Here is an 18,127-nt window from a genome sequence, read left to right as displayed (position 1 = left end):
TTTTCGTTCTTGCACTTTTCGAATCCTTCTTCCCGTCTGTACCGCCTGTCCCTGATTCTTTGCTCTCATCAATACTGGAATCATTGCACAGCGTCATCGCCTGCAGCAGGAGTTCACCTCCAGAATCGCCCTTCACTGCATCTGTGGCCTCCATCGAATGGCCGTTTACGAACAGCTTCTCTACAGTCATTTGATTGAGTGTTAGCGTCCCCGTCTTATCGGAGCAGATAATCTCGGTACTCCCCAGGGTCTCCACCGCAGGAAGCTTGCGGATAATGGCCTTGCGTTTGGCCATCCGCTGTACACCTAGGGCCAGAATAATGGTCACAATCGCCGGCAGGCCTTCCGGAATGGCTGCTACAGCCAGTGAAATCGAAGTGAGCAGCATATCCAGCATCTCTCTGCCCTCCAGAATTCCTACGGCAAAAATCACAACGCAAACCCCTAAAATAATATACGTAAAGTATTTTCCAAGCTCATCCAGTTTTTTTTGCAGCGGAGTTACATCCTGTTCAGACTGGGCAATAAATCCGGCGATTCTGCCGACCTCAGTTGACATTCCGGTTGCCGTAACTACTCCAACTCCTCTGCCGTAAGTCACACTGCTGCTCATATACGCCATATTGGTCCGGTCCCCTAGGGCAAGATCCGTCCCTTCCAGTACAGCGGCATGTTTATCTGACGGCAGGGATTCACCGGTCAGTGCTGCTTCCTCGGTCTGGAGCGACGCAGATTCCAGTACTCTAAGGTCAGCTGGCACGACGTTTCCTGCTTCCAGCAGTACTATATCGCCTGGTACAAGCTCCTCGCTTTTGATCTCCATAACCTGCCCGTCCCGGCGGATTCTCGCCATCGGTGAAGACATGCTTTTCAGGGCTTCCAGCGCCTGCTCCGCTTTATTCTCCTGAATGACCCCGAGCACCGCATTCAGGATCACGACCAGTAGAATAATAATCGTATCGGTCCATTCTCCCAAAATCCCCGACAGAATGGCAGCGGCCAGCAGGATAAAGATCATTACATTTTTGAATTGCTCAATAAATTTTGCCAGCAGAGACTTCGTCTTTGTTTCCTGTAGCATATTTTTTCCGTACCGCTCGAGCCTTTGCGCAGCCTCTGCCGAGGTTAGCCCGTTCTTCGCTGATTCCAGACGGCTGAGCACCTCATCATGATCCAGTGTATGATAGGGTACGTTTTCTGCGGGTTCATTCGTTGTCAATTTAGTATCCAATACCTCAGCTCCTTCAAGATTTCATTGATATGCGGCTAACCCTTATATGGAGTTTTACCCAATTCTATCTTTAGGATTCAGATAAGCTGTGTATATATTTCAAAATCACCTGTCTTATGCACCTGCTGTTCAACGCAAAAAAGCCGTTTCAGCAATAATCATTGCGTGAACGACCTTTTTGCCGAATATCAGGTATCCTCCGCACTCAGCGGAACATCCCCCATAATCGTATAAGATGAAAAGTATTGCTGGGATCTATCTTTTGCGCAATTACAAACTTAACGATCTGATCCTCCTGGGCCCCTGTCAGTTTCTCGCTCAGCACTGCCGAGGCATTGCGTACAAGCCTGCGTACCACCGCTGTATCCTGCAGCTCCTGCTTGGAGATCCCGTTAATCATGTTCTTAATCCGTTCCTTGACCGCCGGATTCTTCATCTTCAGCTTGATCCGCTCCACCAGCTGGGGACTGATTCCGTATTGCTGATAACCCAAATGCAGCACCTCCCGTCATATCCAATCATTCACAGTATATGAGGGCAGGCGGCCGCATGTGCCTATTTAATCAATAATATCGCCTTGGAATATTTGCTCGCCTTGCAAATAGCTGCGCAGCGGCGCATAATCGGCCGAAGTCCAGAATGAGGCCTCTTTCAGCAGTCCGGCGGCATCATCTCGTGCCTGCTCCAGCACTTCGAAATCGGCTGTCATGTCCGCCAGCCGGAACTCCGGCAGGCCACTCTGTTTCGTGCCGAAGAAATCCCCGGGCCCCCGCAGCTCCAAATCGCGGCGCGACACCTCGAACCCGTCATCTGTGTCGGTCATTGCTGTCATCCGCTCCCGCCCAATTTCCGATTTCGGATCGGCCACCAGTACGCAGTAGGACGCATGCTGGCCGCGGCCGACCCGTCCGCGCAGCTGGTGCAGCTGCGACAGGCCAAAACGGTCAGCGTCCATGATGATCATCAGTGTGGCGTTAGGAACATCAACTCCGACCTCTACCACTGTAGTGGAGACGAGCAGCTGAATCTCATTACTATAGAAGGCCCGCATGACCTCATCTTTTTCCGCTGGAGTCATCCGACCGTGCAGCAGACCCACCTTGTAGCCCGGGAAAGCCTGGGACATCTGCACATGCAGATCGATTGCATTCTGCACATCCAGCTTCTCCGACTCTTCGATGAGCGGACAAATCAGATACGCCTGTCTGCCCTGGTCTACCTCCCGGTTCACCAGCTTCAGCACCCGTTCCATCAGGTCATGTTTGACCCAATAGGTAGTAATAGGCACACGCCCTTTCGGGCGCTCAGACAATGTAGAGACATCCATATCGCCGAATACTGTAATCGCAAGGGTACGAGGTATCGGAGTTGCCGTCATCGTTAGCACATCAGGATTGTAGCCCTTGCGCCGCAGGACGCTGCGCTGGTTCACCCCGAACCGGTGCTGCTCATCCGTGACGACCAGACCGAGTGAACGGAAGAACACATCCTCCTGAATCAATGCGTGGGTTCCCACCACAACATCCAGCAGCCCCATCTGCAGCGAAGCAAGCAGTTCCTTGCGTTTGCGGCCGTTGACGCTTCCCGTCAGCAGGCCGACTGTAATGCCAAAAGGCTCGAACATCTTGGTCAGCGAGCGCATGTGCTGTTCGGCGAGAATTTCAGTCGGCACCATCAGCGCCCCCTGAAAACCCGATCTTACAGTAGCATACAGCGCAATGGCCGCAAGTACCGTTTTACCAGAGCCCACATCTCCCTGCAGCAGACGGTTCATGCAGTAGGCGGAACGCATATCCTGCAAGATCTCCAGCTCCACATGCTTCTGGGCATCCGTCAGCTCAAACGGAAGGCTGCGCACAAACTGGCGGACTGTAGAATTATCGACCGTATGCACCACACCATCCATCCTGCCCTGATTCAGCACGCGGAACGCCTGCACCTTGAGCTGGAACAGAAAGAGCTCCTCGTACACCATCCGACGCCTACCCTGCTGGCCTTCACGGGTATCCTCAGGCTGATGAATCGTGGCGATTGCCCGTTTACGCGGCATGAAATCATATTTCCGAAGGATCACCTGCGGGAGGATCTCCGGAATCAGGTCGCCAAACTGCTGCATAGCCTGATTAATGACCTTACGCAGCCAAGTCTGCGTGATTTTGCCTCCGACCGAATAGACAGGCTGCAATGTACCAGTCTTACCCTCTCCGCGGTCCGGAAACTCATAATTCGTTACGTTAATCTGGCTCCGCTTCTGATCCCATTTCCCCGTAATCACAATCTCGCGGCCAACGGTCAGCTGTTCGCGGACATACGTCTGATTGAACCAGATGGCCGTGAACATCCACGGTTCGGCGACCATTTTGCAGCTTATCCGTGATTTGCCGCCGAAACGCTGCAGCACCGGAATGCCGATCACCTTGGCAACCAGTGTAGCCTTATCGCCGTGCTTGACCTCACTCAGTGTCTTAGGCCGGAAATCCTCATAACGGAACGGATAATACTCCAGCAGATCCTTCACTGTAAAGACGCCAAAGGCGTGAAGCTCACTTTGCTTTTGAGCGCTCACGCCAGTTATTTGTTTGACTTCAATTTGATCTAATGATAGCAGTGTATTCATCCCCTATTTACGCGGGCCAAATGAATACGGCTAAAGTACCGTTGCCTACATGACTGCCTACAACGGGACCGACATTGGTCAGCACCTTCTCCTCCAGGGTAAAGTGCCCGGCCAATTCCTGCAGGAATTCTTCGCCGTAAGCCGGTTCAGCCGTATGACCCACGGCCACGTTGATTTTGTCCACACCCGGCAGATCCCCCTTGAACAGCTCGATCATGCGGGCTACGGCCTTTTTACGGCCTCTGACCTTCTCCACCGCATAGATAATACCTTCGGCATCAATGGAAAGAATCGGCTTAATATTAAGCAGCGTGCCCAGAATCGCAGACGCTTTGCCGATTCTGCCACCCTTCTGCAGATATTCCAATGTGTCGACCAAAAAATACAACTTGCGGGACTGGCGCAGCTTTTCTGCGGATTCCAGAATTTCTGCCGGCGCCTTGCCTTCCGCTGCCATCCGTGCAGCTGCTACTACCATAAATCCGAACCCGTAGGATGCGGACAGTGAATCAACAACAGTGATGACTTCTCCCTTTTCCTCCAGCATCGATTTGGCGAGCACGGCGGACTGGTAAGTACCGCTGAGCCCGGATGAAATATGAAAAGAAAGTATACGGCTATCCGGATTACGCTCCAAGATGCTGCTGTACACCTTCATATATTCAACCGGGGAGGGCTGAGAAGTTGTCGGTAACTGCGGTGAGCGGGGAAGACGCTCATAGAACTGCTCCGGTGTCATATCGATTTTATCCCGGAAAGCTTCTTCACCGAACATAAGCGTAAGCGGTACGACTTCAATGCCGTACTTCTCCGCCAGTGCCGGCGGGATATCTGATGTGCTGTCAGTGACAATGACCGTACGATTCATGGGTTTCCTCCCCAAACTATAATATTAACCTATGGTTCCACAGAGAAAAGATAATAATAAAGCGGTTGTCCGCCTTCATGAACTTCTACTTCCACCTGCGGATACGTTTCTTCCAGCCAGCTTCCGAGCGAATCGGTTACGTCTGCTTCGGCATCTGAACCGGTCAGTACGGTAACTATCTCGTCCCCGTTCTCCAGCATGGTCGTAAGCAGCGCCTTACTGGCTGCCAGCAACTCATCAGAGGCCGCTACAATCTTCGAGTTGGAAATACCGATGAACTGGCCGGATTTAATCTCCAGATCTTCAATGACCGTATCGCGGACCGCATTGGTCACCTGCCCGGACTTCACTTGGGAAATGGCCTCAAGCATATTCTCGGTATTGGTATCCACCGCATCCTCTTCCTGAAAGGCGAAGGCTGCAGCAATTCCTTGCGGAATGCTCTTGCTTGGGATCACGGTGATGTCGCGTTCACCTTCGAGCAGCTCTTTGGCCTGCTGTGCGGCAAGCACGATGTTGGAATTGTTAGGCAGAATATAGACATGCTTCGCAGAGATCAATTGAATCGCATTTACAAAATCTTCCGTGCTCGGATTCATGGTCTGTCCGCCCGCAAGCACGGCATCCACCCCAAGGCTTTTGAATATATCTGAAATGCCTTCCCCTGAAGATACTGCGATGAAACCGTATGGCGCCATATCATCCGCCGGCGGAACAGCCGGAGCCTGCACTGTGCTCTGTTCTTTAGGCATATCTGCGAACAGCTCCGGCATTGGCGCTATATCCATCCCTGCGGTCAACAAATCACGATGCTGTTCGCGCATGTTCAGAATATGAATTTGAGTTATTTCCCCATATTGGAGTGCTAAGCTCATCACTTCACCAGGTGTTTTGGAATGCACATGCACTTTGATCGTTTCATCATCGGAAATAACAATAATGGAATCGCCGTTGACTGATAACGCTTTCCTAAAATCTTCCTCATCAAAATCCGCTTTCACGGATGTGCCAAGCTGGCGGTTGATGAAAAATTCCATATCATATAGAAACTCGATATCCTCCGTGGAAAGCTGGGATTGAGCGGAAGATTGTACGGATGACAATACATTTTCTTGTTTAGTCAGCACTGGTGCCGCTGCCGCTGCAGGAGCTTGTCCTTGCGCAGGGGTCTGCACGCCGGAGCTTCCGCTTGTCAAATGCTGATGGAATCCTTCATAAATGTAGACCAGACCCTGGCCGCCGGAGTCTACTACCCCAACCTGCTTCAGGACCGGCAGCAATTCCGGTGTATTGGCTAACGCTTCTTTTGCCTTAGACAATACTTCTGTCATAAGTTCAGTAATATCAGTGGTGCGGCGGGCATAGTATACGGCATGTCTGGCAGCTTCTTTGGCGACGGTAAGGATGGTTCCTTCCACGGGCTTAACCACTGCTTTGTAGGCCGTATCCACACCGGTCTGCAGCGCTGCTGCGAACTGCTGCGTGTTCAGCTCATCATATTGGGCGGCGTAGCGTCCAAGACCTCTGAACAGCTGTGACAAAATAACGCCGGAGTTCCCCCGTGCGCCCATCAATAGACCTTTGGAGAGTACTCCTGCACATTGACCGACTGAGGCGGTATTATTCTTCTTCAATTCGTTCGCACCTGCGGTCATCGTCAAATTCATATTGGTTCCTGTATCTCCATCCGGAACCGGAAATACATTCAAGGAATTGACGTGCTCTGCATGCTGCTGCAGCTTTTCCGCACCGGCGAGTACCATTGCGGTAAAATCTGCTCCGTTTATAGAACGCTTACTCAATGAGAATTCCCCTTCCTAACTTCATGCCTAATCAATTCTATGATTAACTGGACATAATGCACTAATTTACATTGTACTATAAGAGCCAAAAGAAATAAATGTTTTTGAATCGGTTGACGTAGCAAATTTTGCTGTGATATTATATTTAAGTATTGTTTTAATGCAGGTGTAAGTAACAAGGAGGTGTAATCTATGTCCCGCAAATGTGCAGTAACAGGCAAGAAGCCAAGCAGCGGTAACCACGTGTCTCACGCAAACAACCGCAACCGTCGTTCTTGGGGAGTTAACGTTCAGAAGGTCCGTATTCTCGTGAACGGAAAACCGAAACGCGTGTACGTCAGCACCCGTGCTTTGAAAGCCGGCAAAGTTGAACGCGTTTAGTCTTGGATTATTCCAGGGCCCAGCGATATCTCATATGAAGCAAAAAGCACCCTTTACATTCGTAAGGTGCTTTTTTTCATGTTCTCTGTTCGGTTATGAACTCAGCTCTTCTGAAACGTGTTCAATATCGCCTTAACAAAACCTCCCAAAAATCTTGGCAGCTTAAACGTGTAAAATTTCATCATTAACCCTCCCATCAATTCTTGCCATACGGTAGGAGACTTCCCTTGATTTCCGTATCCATAAAATTAAACCCAGACGAACTGCAGACCTCCCTTGATGTACAAAAAAAGGCTACATGAGATTTCTGCTCATGTAACCATATTTATGCGGCCATAACTTGGCCTATACCTTAATACCTTAATGCTTGCTCATATGCGTAAAATTAACGGATCGCACCCTCTGCAGCCTCACGGATTGCCCGTATTGCAGCTGCACGGTCAGTCCGTCCAAATACGGCATTGCCGGCCACCAGCACGTCTGCGCCAGCTTCAGCCACAATGGCAGCGGTGTTCTCGGCAACCCCTCCATCCACTTCAATCCGCAGGTTGCTGTGATTAATTTCATTAGCCCATTCACGGATCTGGCGTATTTTACGCATCGTATTCGGAATAAAAGCCTGTCCGCCAAAACCGGGGTTCACTGTCATAACCAGCACCATATCCACATCCTCAAGTACCTCACGTACAGCTGTAGCCGGAGTTCCAGGATTAATCGCCACTCCCGCCATAATTCCCAGCTCCTTTATCTGGTGAACTACACGGTGAAGATGTACGCATGCTTCGGCATGTACAGTAATAACAGAAGCGCCAGCAGCTGCGAACTCAGCGATATAACGTTCCGGATTTTCGATCATTAAATGAACATCCAGCGGCAATGAGGTATGCGCCTTTACCGCCTTAACAATCGGTGGCCCAAGTGTAATATTCGGCACAAAGTGGCCGTCCATCACGTCTACATGAATCCAGTCTGCGCCGCTGGCTTCAGCCTCCGCGACTTCAGCACCAAGTGCTGCGAAATCGGCAGATAAAATGGATGGGGCTAGTAATATCATAGTTAGTACCTCCGCTTTTTGTCTTTCATTTCATTGTAGAACAGCTTGTAGTGTTCATAGCGGCTGTCTGCGATCTCACCGGCCTGCCAGGCCTCTATGACCCGGCAGCCCGGCTCATGAAGATGGCTGCAGCCGCGGAACTTGCAATTCTCCGCATAGGAAGCAAATTCCCGGAAACAGACAGACAGCTCCTCCACACCCAGCTCCAAAAAATCCAGCTGGCTGAACCCTGGTGTATCAGCTACAAATCCGCCGTTCCCGATATCCATCAGCTCGACATGGCGGGTGGTATGACGCCCCCGCCCCAGCCGCAAGCTGATTTCACCTGTTTCCAGCTCAAGCCCCGGCACCAGCCGGTTTAAGAGCGTCGATTTGCCGACTCCCGACTGGCCTGAGAAGACGCTGATCACTCCGGCCAGCCGGCTGCGCAGTTTATCACTGCCCGAGCCGGTTAAAGAGCTGGTAATCATCACTTCATATCCGATTCGCTCATACAGCTCTTTCACGATTGCAGTGGCTTCACCTTCGTCAACGGCCAGATCCTGCTTCGTTAATACAATCAGGGGTTCCAATCCGGAGTGCTCGATATGCACCAGAAACTTATCCAGCAGATTCAAATTCATGTCCGGCTCACGTACCGAGAACAGCAGGACCGCCAGCTTGACGTTGGCTACAGGCGGCCGGATTAATTCGGATTCCCGGGGGAGGATCTCATCGACCATTCCCTCCCCGTTCTCGGTCAGAACGTAGATAATTCGGTCTCCTACGAGCGGAGCGACTCCCCTTTTCTTCAGGATCCCCCGTCCACGGCACTGTACAGCCTCTTCTTCTGTCGCAATGAATCCGTTACGCAGCGGTTTTACATAATAATAACCGCTCAGCGCTTTTACAATGATTCCTTCAGGCATACATATTGAGCCTTCCTCTCCTGATTTTGCGCAAATGACCCAAGCTAAAAACACCCCGGGTCATCTCGCTGCCGCAGCCTTACCGCTAATGAACTGAAACAGCTGCAGCTTTTCTCTTTTATAGGTTATTGCTTTAATTCTTATTATTGTCCTTATCTTTACCTTTTTTATTACCTTGACCTTCCGAGGCGTTGTCCACGATATAACCGGTTTGGTTGTTACCGCCTGCATCTCCGCCTTCTTCTGAACCCGGTGGCAGGATCTCCGGTTCAATCGTAGGTTCTGCCGGTGTCTCAGTAGGTGCAACCGTGGGCTCTGGTGTCTGAGTCGCCGGAGGCTCAGGCTGCTGTACCGTGCCGTTCTTGGCATCGGAATAACGGATCTCATAAGCCTCGATATATTCACCGTCCTGGTAGACCGAGACTGCGCCGTCCTTATTCGGTGCCAGGACCAGATTCACAGACAACACCTGGGTCTTAGCTATCGTACGCGTACCCCACTCCTGAGGCTCCCCATCGTTGCGGGCGTCGGAATACACAATACGGATTTTGGTTTTCTTACCGTCGCTTGACGGTGCTACCGGCACATTGAAAGTATAATTCAGCGCTTCCGGCGGGAATCCTGTGCTCAGGGAGATGGAGATTTTATCTCCGGGAGATACCAGATCATCTTTCTCATAAGGCCATTGCTTCGTGATTTTCCCTTTATCGACGGAGTAGCTGGTATCTTCACTGACCTCATCCAGCACCAGTCCCAAACCCTCCAATATTGCCTTGGCTTCATCCTGGGTTTTACCTGTCAGGTCAGGCATCGGCTTGCTTTCTTTACCTTTACTGACAATGACTTTAATCGTAGCCGTCTCCGGATCATATTCGCTGCCTTCCGCCGGATCAGTGCCGATTACCTGCCCTTCAGGGAAATCTTCACTGAAGCGCGGGTCCTGGCTGATCCGGCTTTGTTCCACACCTTCTGCCATTAAAGCTTTTTCAGCATCATCATAGGTTTTACCGGATAATGAAGGCACATTTGAAGTAGGCTTTGCAGTGCTCACTGTGAGAACAACATGCGTTCCTTCTTTTACCACAGTGCCTTCCTTTTTATTCTGCTCCCAGACGACATTCTCGTCAAAGTTTGGGTTGTATTGCTCTACAACCGGATCCTCCACGATAAGTCCAACTTCATCCAGCATTGCGGTAGCTTTTTCCAGCGTTTGGTTGGTTACATTCGGCACAGTGACTTCGGCAACCACCAGTTTGGAGTTCACATACCAGACCACACTGCCCATTGCAAGCAATAAAAGCAGGGTAAGACCTATCCATAATGCCGGACGCCCCCATTTCTTCTTGCTGTTCAGCGCGGGCGGAACGTCTTCCTCCTCATCCATACGGCGCATCCGTTCTTCACCCCCGCCGCTGCGGCTGCCCAGACCACGCTGAATCGGTTTGATCGCCGGAATAATCCTTGTCCGGTCTTCATCATCCTCATCATGGAACAAGGCCTTGGCTTCACTGCGCCGTTCAGGCAGCAGGCAGGTCTCCAGATCCTGAAGCATCTCCTTGGCAGACTGATACCGCTCATCCGGATTTTTGCGCATGGAACGAAGGATCACATTCTCCACACTTTGCGGAATCAGCGGATTCAGCAGCCGCGGCTCTTCGAACTCCTCCTGCAGATGCTTAAGCGCTACGCTGATCGGGCTTTCACCCAAAAAAGGCAGCACACCGGTTAACATCTGGTAGAGTACGATTCCGAGCGAATACAAATCGGACTTTTCTCCGGTCATCACACCTTTGGCATGTTCCGGGGAAAAATAGTGTACAGAACCAATTACAGAACCAGTCTGGGTAATTGTTGTAGAAGTAACTGCACGGGCTATACCGAAATCTGTTACTTTAACACGGCCATTGCGCCCAATCAGAATGTTATGAGGTTTAATATCACGGTGAATAATCTGATTCTGATGCGCATGGTCAAGCGCATCGCAAATCTGGGAAGCAATCCGGATAGATTCATCTACCTGAAGCGGCGCCCGTTCTTTTATAATTTCATTCAGGTTCTTACCTTCAACATACTCCATCACGATGTAATGGACATCCTCTTCCTGACCCACATCGTAGATACTGACTACATTCGGATGCGATAAGGAAGCAGCCGATTGTGCCTCACGCCGGAAGCGGCGGATGAACTCCTCGTCATGTACAAACTGATTTCTTAATACTTTAATGGCGACGTTCCGGTTAAGCAAAATGTCATGGGCTCTGTAGACAAGCGCCATGCCACCTCCCCCGATCCGTTCGATGACTTGGTAACGGCCGCCCAATTCGTGACCGATCATCTATTCCACTCCTTTGTCTCGGGCACAGCGGCCTCTCCTTGATGTTCTAACATAGCGACGCTGATGTTGTCGCCGCCACCGGCTAATAATGCCAGTTGAAGTAATCGATCCGCTCTTTCCTCTAACGGAATTTCATAAATCCCGGCAACCTTGCCCAAATGCTCCTGGCTGACGAAATTGCTCAGACCGTCACTGCACAGCAGCAGAAGTTCCCCCAAGGACAAGCTTACGGGAGCCAAATCAGCCTTAACCTCGGCATCCGTCCCCAGCGCTCTAGTCAGTACATTGCGGCGCGGATGATTGCCAAGCTCCTCTTGGCTGATCTGGCCGTTTTTGAACAGCTCATTGACCAGCGTATGATCCTCGGTTAATTGAATTGCGGCACCGTCTTTAACAAGATAGGCTCTGCTGTCTCCGATATGGCCAATATATCCTGCCGGCCCTTGAAGTAGAACAGCAACCACTGTCGTACCCATGTTATGGTACTTTTCGTCGCGCGAAGCCTCGGTAAAGACCGTACGGTTGGCCTCCATTATGGCAGCCGACAGCGATTCTCTAAGCTGTTCCTCCGGAAGATCCGGCGGCAGCTCGTCGAGTGTGCTGCGCATTGTCTCCAGCGCGAGCTTGCTCGCAGTGTCTCCCGCTAAATGTCCACCCATTCCATCGGCTATAATGCCGAGGGTATAACCGTGACGTGTTGTGCCGATCCAGACCGAATCCTCATTGACGGTACGTACCCGGCCAACGTCGCTGGCATGAACTGTTCTGATCAAATATCCTCACCCCAACTCCATATGTTTGGCGCGCAGCTGTCCGCATGCGGCCGCAATATCATGGCCTTGCTCACGGCGGATCGTTACATTCACACCCTGGTCGGCCAGAATACGCTGAAATTCAAAAATATCATTGCGGGAAGTCCGCACATATTTGCGCTCCGGTACATGATTGACCGGAATCAGGTTGACATGGCACAGCATTGTCTTGAGCACACCGGCCAGTTCTTTCGCATGCTCCGGCTGGTCATTGACTCCGCCGATCAGCGCATATTCGAAGCTGATACGACGGCCTGTCTTGGCCTGATAATAACGCAAGGACTCAATTACATCATCGAACGGGTAACGCCGGTTGACCGGCATCAGCTTGGAGCGCAGCGCATCATTAGGCGCATGAATCGAAATCGCCAGATTAATCTGTGTGTCTTCCTCAGCAAATTTGTAGATGTTCGGCACAATTCCACTTGTAGACACTGTGATATGACGCTGGCCGATATTAAGTCCCTTCTCATGAATCATCAGACGCAGGAACCGCATCGTGGCGTCATAATTCTCAAACGGCTCTCCAGTACCCATAATTACGATACTGCTGACGCGTTCACCGCGTGCATCCAGAATCTGCTGGGAACGGACTACCTGGGCAACGATCTCTCCGGCTGTAAGGTCGCGCTTCAGTCCGCCTAGTGTAGAGGCACAAAATGTACACCCGATCCGGCAGCCTACCTGTGTCGTAACACACACGCTGTTTCCATAATTGTGTTTCATAATAACTGTTTCGATCGCATGATCATCATGCAGACCGAACAGGAATTTAACGGTTCCATCCTTGGATTCCAGCTTCGTAATTTCATTCAATGCATTAATGCTGAACTGCTCCGTCAGCTTGGCGCGGAGCGTCTTGGACAGGTTGCTCATGGACTCAAAGTCATTGACCCGTTTCACGTACAGCCAGTCGAAAATCTGGCCGCCGCGGAAAGCAGGCTCTCCGTTATCTTTGGCCCACTGCTGCAACTCTTCCAAAGAGAAATCATATATTAAAGGTTTCATTTTATTTAGCACCTGTTCTTTCATAAAGTATAAAATCAATGGGTGGGGACGACTGTGGACGAGCTTCTGTATCAGCACAAAACGAATACCGTCCTTAAAAGGACGATATGACGATTATCCTAACGGATATGCGTATTATTTCTCATTCTTCCTATTTTAACACAAATATCAGAGACGGTAAAAGAAAAGCCCGCCGCGCACCAAAATCTGCGGGCGGGACTTCTGTTATTCCCCTGCCGGTTTACTATTTTACAAGAGTCGCCGAAGCCGGGCAATATAAAATCCGTCGCTTCCAAAATGCTGCGGGAGCAGCTGGATTCCCTGACCTGCGGCCAGCGCCGTATCACCAAGACGCTCCCAGACAGGAGAGTCAAAGCTCACCGGAGCGAAATCCGGGTTCTGCTCTAAAAACTCAGCGACAATGCCGCTGTTCTCAGCCTGTTCAGTCGTGCAGGTACTGTACACCAGCACGCCGCCCGGCTTCAGCAGCCGGGACACCGACTGGAGCAGCTCTCCCTGCAGAGCACTTACGCTGGCTACGTCATCAGGCTGCTTGCGCCATTTGAGATCCGGCTTGCGGCGGATAACCCCAAGACCGGAGCAAGGCGCATCCAGCAGAATCCGGTCAAAGGATTTCTGCGGCAGCGCTGCTGCAAGTTCAAGTGCGTCACTGCTGCCTGTAGTGATGCAGTCAAGCCCCAGGCGTTCCGCCTGATCGGAGATCAGTTTGGCTTTGTGGGCATGCAGATCATTCGCATAAATATATCCTTCATCCTTCATCAGCTCACCCATGTGCGCGCTTTTACCGCCGGGAGCTGCACAGCAATCAAGCACCCTCATTCCCGGCTCAGGTTCTACAGCTTCGGCGACCAGCATGGAGCTCTCGTCCTGCACAGACAGATATCCGTCCTTATACCAGGCAGACAGGGCCAGATTACCGCCCCCCTTCACCACGATACCATACGGGCTTACTTTGGAGGCAGCAGCATCCAGTCCTGACTCCTGCATTTGCGCCAGCAGACCGTCACGGCTGATCATCGTTGTGTTCACACGAACACTGACTGCCGGGGGGTCGTTATTAGCGGCGCACATAGCCTCTGCCGTCTCGATCCCATACTCTGCACTCCAGCGCTCTACCATCCAGAGCGGATGAGAATGGAGAATGGAAATTCTCTCAGTCTCACTAATATTCTTGCTAAGTACCGGCAGATCGCCTGCACGCAGTACGCTGCGGAGTACGCCGTTAACCATGCCGGAGATGCCCTGATGTCCGCGCTTCTTAGCGATATTAACCGCCTCATTAACAGCTGCATGGGATGGAATACGGTCCAGATACATAATCTGATACAGGCTTAGTCGCAGCAGATTGCGTACCCAAGGCTGCAGCTTCGTGATGCCCTTGCTCACGAAATCTCCCAGGACGTGATCTAGGGTGAGCATCCTTGAAATTGTGCCGTATACAAGTTCCGTTACCAGCCCTGAATCTTCACGGCTAAGCGCAGACTTCTGTAAACTGCTGTTCAGCAGGAGATTGCTGTAAGCTCCTTCCTGCTCGACCCGCACGAGCACATCAAGCGCAACCTCACGGGCAGAACCCGCCGCCTGCTTGCTGCTCTTGTGGAAACCATTTCCTCCCTGTTTAGCTCCGGTTCCCCCAGACGCTGTACTGCCCGCAGCTTTTGCAGCTCCGCTCTTGCTGTGAGGCCGGTGCCCGCTGCGGCCCGCACTATTATTGCCGCCCGCGCTCAACCTAGCACCGTCCCTGGACTCATAGCCGCACCGCGGCTGAAGTCGCCGGCGCTCATCGCTTTTTTTGCCGGCCGGCTGCACAGAGGTCAGCAGCAGTGATCCGTCACCGGTGCTCACCTCTACACCGCGCTCGTTAACCGTAAGCACTGTACCCGGCGCTTTGACCGCAGGGCTATGGCTTGCGGAGGGTTTAGCCGCTGCCCATACCTTAAAGGTCTCGCCATTCCAGAGGGTAAATGCGCCGGAGAACGGCACCAGCCCCCGGATACGGTTGTATATTTCACGTGAGCCTGCATTCCAGTCAATCCGCTCATCATCGCGGGAGAGGTTTGGCGCATACGTTGCCTCACTGTCATTCTGTTTTGCTGCTTCTACCCGCCCGTTCGCTAGACGAGGCATCTCAGTCTTTAGCAGATCGCGTCCGGCAAGACTCAGCTTTTCAAACAGATCACCCGCAGTGTCTTCCTCTTCAATCCGCACCTCGACGCGGGAAATCATATCACCGGTATCCAGACCTTCTGCCATGTACATCAGCGTTACGCCGGTTACGTTCTCCCCGTTGATGATGCAGCGCTGAATAGGCGCACCGCCGCGGTATTTCGGGAGCAGTGAACCATGAATATTGATGCAGCCATTTTTAGGCAGATCAAGTACGCTTTTCGGTAAAATTTGCCCGTAAGCGGCCGTAACAATCAGATCCGGCTCATAGGCAGCAAGCTCGGCCACTGCCTCCGGACGGCGCAGCCGTTCCGGCTGCAGCACCGGCAGCCCCAGAGACAGTGCAGCCTCCTTTACCGGTGTAGGCATAAGCGTCTTCTTGCGGCCCTGCGGCCGGTCAGGCTGGGTGACAACAGCTACCACGTCATAGCCTTCCTCCACGAGCATTTTCAATGAAGGCACGGCAAATGCCGGTGTTCCCATGAACACTATCTTCATTTCATTCACTCCCCGGCTTCGCTATGTTCAGCTTTATATTCATAGACCTTCTCGGCAATGTCCGTAAAGAGGACTCCATTAAGATGATCGATCTCATGCTGGAAAGCCCGGGCCAAAAGTCCGCTGCCCGTAATGGTGACCTCATTGCCTTCCCGGTCAAGTCCACGTACTGTGACCGTCTCCGCACGGCGTACATCACCATTGAGTCCGGGAATACTCAAACAGCCTTCCGGTCCGAACTGCTCGCCTTCGGTACTGATGATCTCCGGATTTATCAGCTTGATCAGACCATGCTCTTCGTCAGCATCAACAACGATCAGCCGTTTCAGAATTCAACCTGTGGTGCCGCAAGACCAACACCTTCGGCATCATACATAGTATCTGCCATATCATCCAGCAGCTTCTGGACGTTCGCGGTTACTTTCGTTACTGTTTTCGCTGTCTTGTGCAACACTTCATCCGGTTCTTTTACGATTAATCTGATTGCCATTACACGTACACCATCCTTGTTCTGAACATTTCATAGTATTTTCATTGTATCATTTCTGCTATCTACATCAACATTTGCGGGTCCACATCGATGCTGATTTGCAGACCGTTATCACGGACTGAATCCTCCAGCTCTTCAGCTACCTGGCGGGCCAGTCCGATAGCATCGATAGCTCCCCGCCACTTCACGATGCACTGGAAGCGGTAACGGCCTTTCAGCCGGGGTAAAGGTGAGGCAACCGGGCCGAGCAGGTCAAGCGCATCCGAGGACAGCTTGTCAAGACTGCCGAACCAGCGGAGCTGCCTTGCCCGTCCCTGCAGATTCAGTGCGTAATTCTCCGCCATCTTCAGCAGCAGCGGAAGCTGCTCATGTGAGAGTGTGACTAGAATCAAACGGCAGTATGGCGGGTAATGCAAATCTCTCCGGTGCTTCAGTTCTTCCCGGACAAACGAATGATAGTCATGTCCGCTGGCATGAACGATTGAATAATGCTCTGGTGTGTAGGACTGCACTACGACTTCACCGGGAAGCTGATGTCTTCCGGCCCGGCCTGCGACCTGCGTAAGGAGCTGGAACGTCTTCTCTGCTGCGCGGAAATCCGGCAGATTCAGCGCGGAATCCGCAGTGATGACGCCGACAAGCGTTACATCCGGGAAATCCAGTCCTTTTGCCACCATTTGTGTTCCCAGCAGCACATCAGCCTTCTTATCTCTGAACTGGTTCAGCAGCTTTTCATGCGAGCCCTTCTCTGTCGTGGTGTCTACATCCATCCGGATGACACGAATGCCTGGAAAGAGCTTACCCAGCTCTTCCTCTACGCGCTGGGTCCCTGTTCCGAAGAAACGGATGTGTTCACTCCCGCATTCCGGACATTCCTTCGGCGAGGCTTCGGCATGTCCGCAATAATGACAGCGCAAATTGTCACTTCGGCTGTGATACGTCAGTGAAATATCGCATTCCGGACATGTAGCCACATAACCGCAGCTCCGGCACATCACAAAGGTGGAGAACCCTCTGCGGTTGAGCAGCAGCACCGTCTGTTCTCCCCGTTCTAGCCTGCTCTCCAGTGCGGCATGCAGCCTGCGGCTGAACATCGAGCGGTTGCCCTCTTTCAATTCATCCCGCATGTCGACTACATGCACCTTGGGTAATTCATTGCCCAGTGCCCGGGTAGGCATCTCCAGCAGGACTGGTGAGAAGTGGATATCGCTCTGTGATCTGGATGCATGATAGCTCTCAAGAGAAGGTGTGGCTGAGCCCAGAATAACCGCTGCTCCACCCTGCTCTGCACGGCGAACAGCGACATCACGGGCATGATATTTCGGATTCTCCTCCTGTTTATAGGAGGATTCATGCTCTTCATCCATAATAATCAGACCCAGATTTGAAAAGGGGGCAAATACCGCCGAACGCGCCCCGACGGCAACGTTCGCTTTCCCCTCCCGGATCTTGCGCCATTCATCATAACGTTCACCTACGGACAAGCGGCTGTGCATGACCGCTACACCGCTGCCGAACCGGCCTTTGAACCGTTCCACCATCTGCGGAGTAAGGGCAATTTCCGGCACGAGCACGACTGCCTGTCTTCCTTGATCGACTACACGCTGGATACATTGCAGATAAATCTCCGTTTTTCCGCTTCCGGTAACCCCGTGCAGCAGAAACACTTCATGCTGCTGCTCTTCAACCGTACGGGCAATCCGTGTGAATACCGTCTGCTGCTCAGGAGTAAGAGGCAGCGGTGTACTCGGTTTGAAGTCACGCCCCCGGTAAGGGTCGCGGTACACCTCGATCTCAGTGATTTCGATGAAACCTTTGTCTTCAAGAGCTTTCACCGTGCCGGTTGTAACCTGCAGCACTGACAGCAGGTCTTTCAGCGGCATCGGCAGCATCTGCTCCATTTCGATCAAAAAAGCTAAAACTTCCTTCTGCCGGG

At 51.9% G+C, this 18,127-nt stretch carries 14 protein-coding genes and 2 pseudogenes; 1 reads left to right on the top strand and 15 read right to left on the bottom strand.

Annotation, left to right across the window (positions count from 1 at the left end):
- The 5 genes from AQR02_RS33825 to AQR02_RS08850 all read right to left on the bottom strand — a co-directional run.
- Positions 1–1,231 (bottom strand): cation-translocating P-type ATPase (locus tag AQR02_RS33825; RefSeq protein WP_245237236.1); only part of this gene is annotated, 1,231 nt, incomplete at its 3' end.
- A gap of 205 nt (positions 1,232–1,436) precedes the next feature.
- The gene (locus AQR02_RS08865) at positions 1,437–1,724 is read right to left on the bottom strand and encodes a stage VI sporulation protein F (RefSeq protein ID WP_054940251.1); all 288 of its coding nucleotides are present in this window, start codon (positions 1,722–1,724) and stop codon (positions 1,437–1,439) included.
- A 66-nt stretch (positions 1,725–1,790) separates the two neighbouring features.
- On the bottom strand, positions 1,791–3,848 hold the full coding sequence (recG, locus tag AQR02_RS08860; RefSeq protein ID WP_054940250.1) for an ATP-dependent DNA helicase RecG: 2,058 nt from the start codon (positions 3,846–3,848) through the stop codon (positions 1,791–1,793).
- Between the two features lie 7 nt (positions 3,849–3,855).
- Positions 3,856–4,716 carry a DegV family protein gene (locus AQR02_RS08855; RefSeq protein ID WP_054940249.1) on the bottom strand — a complete coding sequence of 287 codons (861 nt, stop codon included), beginning with the start codon at positions 4,714–4,716 and terminating at the stop codon, positions 3,856–3,858.
- A 29-nt stretch (positions 4,717–4,745) separates the two neighbouring features.
- Positions 4,746–6,518, bottom strand: a complete 1,773-nt coding sequence (locus tag AQR02_RS08850; RefSeq protein WP_054940248.1) for a DAK2 domain-containing protein — start codon at positions 6,516–6,518, stop codon at positions 4,746–4,748.
- 192 nt (positions 6,519–6,710) lie between these two features.
- Between AQR02_RS08850 and rpmB the strand changes: the two genes are divergently transcribed.
- Complete coding sequence (rpmB, locus tag AQR02_RS08845) at positions 6,711–6,899, top strand: 50S ribosomal protein L28 (RefSeq protein WP_036686205.1); 189 nt, start codon at positions 6,711–6,713, stop codon at positions 6,897–6,899.
- 101 nt (positions 6,900–7,000) lie between these two features.
- On the opposite strand, the gene spoVM is transcribed toward rpmB, so the two are convergent.
- The 10 genes and pseudogenes from spoVM to priA form a co-directional block, all read right to left on the bottom strand.
- Complete coding sequence (gene spoVM / locus AQR02_RS08840; protein WP_020431362.1) at positions 7,001–7,081, bottom strand: stage V sporulation protein SpoVM; 81 nt, start codon at positions 7,079–7,081, stop codon at positions 7,001–7,003.
- Positions 7,082–7,284: 203 nt separating this feature from the next.
- Positions 7,285–7,953 (bottom strand): ribulose-phosphate 3-epimerase, encoded by a 669-nt coding sequence (gene rpe, locus AQR02_RS08835; RefSeq protein WP_054940247.1) that lies wholly within the window; start codon positions 7,951–7,953, stop codon positions 7,285–7,287.
- A gap of 2 nt (positions 7,954–7,955) precedes the next feature.
- Entirely contained in the window at positions 7,956–8,861 is a 906-nt protein-coding gene (rsgA, locus tag AQR02_RS08830) for a ribosome small subunit-dependent GTPase A (RefSeq protein WP_054940246.1), read from the bottom strand.
- Between the two features lie 133 nt (positions 8,862–8,994).
- Positions 8,995–11,196: a Stk1 family PASTA domain-containing Ser/Thr kinase gene (gene pknB / locus AQR02_RS08825; RefSeq protein ID WP_054940245.1), complete on the bottom strand. Its 2,202-nt coding sequence runs from the start codon at positions 11,194–11,196 to the stop codon at positions 8,995–8,997.
- Positions 11,193–11,969, bottom strand: a complete 777-nt coding sequence (locus AQR02_RS08820; RefSeq protein WP_054940244.1) for a Stp1/IreP family PP2C-type Ser/Thr phosphatase — start codon at positions 11,967–11,969, stop codon at positions 11,193–11,195. Before AQR02_RS08820 ends, pknB begins: the two co-directional genes overlap by 4 nt.
- A gap of 6 nt (positions 11,970–11,975) precedes the next feature.
- Positions 11,976–13,016, bottom strand: coding sequence for a dual-specificity RNA methyltransferase RlmN (gene rlmN, locus AQR02_RS08815; protein WP_054940243.1), 1,041 nt, complete (start codon positions 13,014–13,016; stop codon positions 11,976–11,978).
- Between the two features lie 249 nt (positions 13,017–13,265).
- Positions 13,266–14,765 (bottom strand): 16S rRNA (cytosine(967)-C(5))-methyltransferase RsmB, encoded by a 1,500-nt coding sequence (gene rsmB / locus AQR02_RS08810; RefSeq protein ID WP_082451745.1) that lies wholly within the window; start codon positions 14,763–14,765, stop codon positions 13,266–13,268.
- Positions 14,762–15,701, bottom strand: a pseudogene (gene fmt, locus AQR02_RS31170) (methionyl-tRNA formyltransferase). The gene rsmB and the pseudogene fmt overlap by 4 nt, the downstream one beginning before the upstream one ends.
- 5 nt (positions 15,702–15,706) lie before the next feature.
- A pseudogene (def, locus tag AQR02_RS08805) lies at positions 15,707–16,191 on the bottom strand (peptide deformylase).
- Between the two features lie 62 nt (positions 16,192–16,253).
- Positions 16,254–18,127 (bottom strand): primosomal protein N' (gene priA / locus AQR02_RS08800; RefSeq protein ID WP_054940242.1); only part of this gene is annotated, 1,874 nt, incomplete at its 5' end.

It is taken from the genome of Paenibacillus ihuae (assembly GCF_001368795.1).
Classification (GTDB): domain Bacteria; phylum Bacillota; class Bacilli; order Paenibacillales; family Paenibacillaceae; genus Paenibacillus_AQ; species Paenibacillus_AQ ihuae.
This window is presented reverse-complemented; position numbering and strand designations above follow the sequence as displayed.

Excerpts from the sequence above, each read along its gene's own strand:
- recG (WP_054940250.1), bottom strand. The coding sequence starts at position 3,848 with ATGAATACACTGCTATCATTAGATCAAATTGAAGTCAAACAAATAACT.
- AQR02_RS08855 (WP_054940249.1), bottom strand. The coding sequence starts at position 4,716 with ATGAATCGTACGGTCATTGTCACTGACAGCACATCAGATATCCCGCCG.
- rpmB (WP_036686205.1), top strand. The coding sequence starts at position 6,711 with ATGTCCCGCAAATGTGCAGTAACAGGCAAGAAGCCAAGCAGCGGTAAC.
- spoVM (WP_020431362.1), bottom strand. The coding sequence starts at position 7,081 with ATGAAATTTTACACGTTTAAGCTGCCAAGATTTTTGGGAGGTTTTGTT.
- rpe (WP_054940247.1), bottom strand. The coding sequence starts at position 7,953 with ATGATATTACTAGCCCCATCCATTTTATCTGCCGATTTCGCAGCACTT.
- rsgA (WP_054940246.1), bottom strand. The coding sequence starts at position 8,861 with ATGCCTGAAGGAATCATTGTAAAAGCGCTGAGCGGTTATTATTATGTA.
- pknB (WP_054940245.1), bottom strand. The coding sequence starts at position 11,196 with ATGATCGGTCACGAATTGGGCGGCCGTTACCAAGTCATCGAACGGATC.
- rlmN (WP_054940243.1), bottom strand. The coding sequence starts at position 13,016 with ATGAAACCTTTAATATATGATTTCTCTTTGGAAGAGTTGCAGCAGTGG.